2 protein-coding genes are annotated in these 3310 nt (G+C 65.6%); both read right to left on the reverse strand.

All coding sequences use genetic code 11. The features are described from left to right. Positions 1-1638 (reverse strand): molecular chaperone HtpG (gene htpG, locus MJD61_13655; protein ID MCG8556317.1); only part of this gene is annotated, 1638 nt, incomplete at its 3' end. A 208-nt stretch (positions 1639-1846) separates the two neighbouring features. After that, complete coding sequence (locus tag MJD61_13660; protein MCG8556318.1) at positions 1847-3085, reverse strand: hypothetical protein; 1239 nt, start codon at positions 3083-3085, stop codon at positions 1847-1849. Positions 3086-3310: the final 225 nt, after the last annotated feature.

Raw genomic sequence — 3310 nt, forward strand, 5'->3', positions numbered from 1 at the left:
CAGCCCGCCCTTGGGTATGACAAGGCAAACAGGGGAATCGGTCAAGCGCTTGGAGACGCGCACCTCGCTGACCTTACCCTCCAAGACCTTGCCGAAGCGGTCGAGGAGCGGCCGGATTTCCCCGGCCTCGTTCGTCTGCTCAGGGGTGCTCGCGGCCCTGTCTGATTCGTTCGAAAGCTCTAGCTCGGCATCCATGGCGTTAGCCAGCGGTTTGTCATCGAACTCGGTCAGCCCCTCCAGAGCCCACTGGTCGATCCCGTCGGTCATGAACAGCACCTCGTAGCCACGCTTCTTGAGGACTTCGAGATGGGGGCTGTTTGCCAACATCGAAGGCGAGACACCCATGGCGTAGTAGATGCTCTTCTGCCCCTCGCGCATACGAGCGACGTACTGCGGCAAAGAGACCAGGCTGCCGGGCTCGGTGCTGCTCTCGAAGCGCAGCAAAGGCGCAAGGCGATCCTTGTGCTCGGGCTCGAAGTGCAGCCCTTCTTTGATGACCGCGCCGAAGTTACGCCAGAACTCGAGGTAGCCGTCGGGTTTGGAGGCGGCAAGCTTGTCGAGCTCCCCCAAGACGCGTCGCACGACCTGTTTTCGGATCGTCCTGACGACCACCGAATCCTGCAGCAACTCACGCGATACGTTGAGCGGCAGGTCCTCCGAGTCGATCAGCCCACGCACGAAGCGCAGCCAGCGCGGCAGCAGCTCGTCGCAGTCGTCCATGATGAACACGCGCTTGACATACAGGCGGACGCCGTGCCGGCCTTCGGGGCTGAACAAGTCCAGTGGGGGACGTCGCGGGATGAACAGCAGCCCGGTGAACATCTGCGTGCCCTCCACCGAAAAATGCGTGCGGGCCAGGGGCGGTTCCCAGTCACGTGTGAGATGGCGATACAGCTCGGCGTACTGCTCATCGGTGACATCTTCGGGCCGGCGCTGCCAGAGCGCACTGGCCTCGTTGATTGCAGTGAACTGTCGCTTCTCCTCGCCGGCTTCGCTGCGCGTGACTTGAAGCTCGATGGGATAGCTCAGGAAGTCGGAATAGCGGCGAACGAGCTCACGCAGCCGCCACTCGCTCAGGAAGTCCTTGTGTTCCGGTCGTACGTGCAGCACGACCGATGTGCCCACCTCGTCGCGCTCGGCCGGCTCGATGGTGTAGGTTTCCTTTCCGTCCGAGGACCAGCGAGAGGCTTCTTTTTCGCCGGCCGCACGCGTCAGCACGTCGACCGAATCCGAGATGAGGTAGGCGCTGTAGAAGCCGACCCCGAACTGACCGATGAGGTTGAGGTTCTTCTGGTCGGCTTCCTCGAGCGACTGCAAGAACGCCCGTGACCCCGACTTGGCGACGGTGCCAAGATTGTCCGCCAGCTCCTCGGAGGTCATCCCGACGCCGTTGTCGTCGATGGTCAGGGTGCTGTCGCGCTCGTTCGGTATCAGGCGAACGCGGGCCCGGTGACCCTCCGGCAGCAAGGCAGGCTCCGCGATCGCACGAAAGCGAAGCTTGTCGAGCGCGTCGGCGGCGTTGGAAACCAGCTCCCGGAGGAAGATCTCCTTGTTGCTGTAAAGCGAGTTGATGACCAGACCGAGCACCTGGGTGACCTCAGCCTCGAATCGATGTGTGCTGGTGCTCTCGCCCGCCATCACGCCTCCTGACAGCCTCTGCCGGCTGCTCGTAACGGCGCCAACATGCCCATCGAACCGACCGTGTCAAGCCCGCTCGGCCGGCGGTGCGGCCGGCGTCGGCACCGCTGCCATGGCTGCCCGCCTGGCGGGCGGTGGCGGCAGCGCGTGGTTACAGGCAACGCCGTCAGGCTGAATCCGGCCGGCACATGCACCCCGCGCAGCCGTCTCAGGGCGTGCTGTTGAGCCGAGCGGTGGCGGCAAGCACGTCGCCGATGTTGTAGAAGTCGACGCTGACGAAATTCGGCAGGTCCCCGCTCGCGCGCTGGCACTCAGCCAGCCGGTCCGAAAGCAAGGGATCGTGGTTGACCATCTGCGCCAGTTCGGGTGAGGCCAGCGGAGCGGTCAAGAAGTGATTGAAGACGAACAGCGGGTTCGATGGCTTGCCGCGGCCGGGGCTGCAGCTGAAGTCCGCTACAGTCCTGGCCTCGAAGGGCACCTCCCAGGCTTCGGACCACATCTCAAGGTAGCCAGGAAACGCCCCGCCCTCTCGATCCGCGAGCACGACCAGGCGCGTGTTGGCATCGATGAGCGCGCCCAGGGTGGGCCAGGCCGTGCCAGGCGCGTGCTCTACGAGCTGCCCCAGCAGGCCTGCATCGCGAAGCGCAACCTCGAAATCGCTTGCCTTGACGTAGGATTCCAGGATCAGCGTCAGGACCTCACGCGGATGCGTGTCCACAAAGCCCGTGATCTCGCCCAGCGCGCTACGCAGGTCGCGCTTGCCGAAAGCGCAGCTGCCATGACACAGGGCAGCCTGGCCTGTCTCGTCGTAATGCAGGTCGAGCATCAGAGCGCGGATGCCGTCTTCGAGCTGGCGTTTGATCCCGTGGTGCTGATTGGGCGCAAGAAAACCGTCCGCCATCGAAGCCATGGCATTGTGTGTCGTGGCGTAGGCAGCCGCGTCGTAGCGGCGGGCGCAGAGCGCAGCCATTCCGTTGCAGCCGGTTGCCGGGGCGGCGCTCGAGCCCGCGATCCCGCCGCCAACGCTCCCTGGCACGCCCGCCATGCCCGCACCTGTACCGCCGGCTCCCGCGCCTGCAAGACCACCGCTCGTGCCGCCAGCAATACCGCCAGCGCCAGGAGTCGCTCCCGCCGCGCCGCTCAAGACGCCCGCGGTTGCGCGGGCTCCCGTGCCGCCGGCACCGTGCGTGCTTCCGGACGGCCTGCCGCCCGGCGCTGCAGCGGCAGCAAGACGGTCGCTCGCGCACGCAACGAGCCCCGCCACTACGATGCCGCACAGCACGCCAAGACAAGGCGGGATCCTTCGGGCGAGCCCCGCCGCGCTGCGGTGTCCCAACGGGCGTCGTACGGGCCGTGTCAAAAAGGCGCGCTCGCCGTGAGGTGTCTCGACCACGCGCGCCATTCTAGTCTCCTGCAGCGAGCCCGGCACGCCGGCGATGTTCTTCATTCGCAACACTGTTCCTAGACAGCTACACCCTTGCGATCGGAGCGCAGAACCTGCTGAACACGTTTCCCGAGAGGAACCCGGATGCGCTTACCTATGGCTCGCTCTATCCGGAGAACGCGCCGAGCGGCCTGAACGGCGGCCTTCGCGTATCTCCGCCTGGTCGGGAAGCTGTAGAGCCCGAGCTCCGACTTCGACCGTGTGCGGCTCGACCTGGCGCGGCCCCGG

Source organism: Pseudomonadota bacterium (assembly GCA_022361155.1).
Classification (GTDB): Bacteria; Myxococcota_A; Polyangia; order Polyangiales; family JAKSBK01; genus JAKSBK01.

Bases quoted from the DNA above. Each gene is read 5' to 3' on its own strand.
- MJD61_13660 (MCG8556318.1), bottom strand. From the start codon at position 3,085: ATGAAGAACATCGCCGGCGTGCCGGGCTCGCTGCAGGAGACTAGAATG.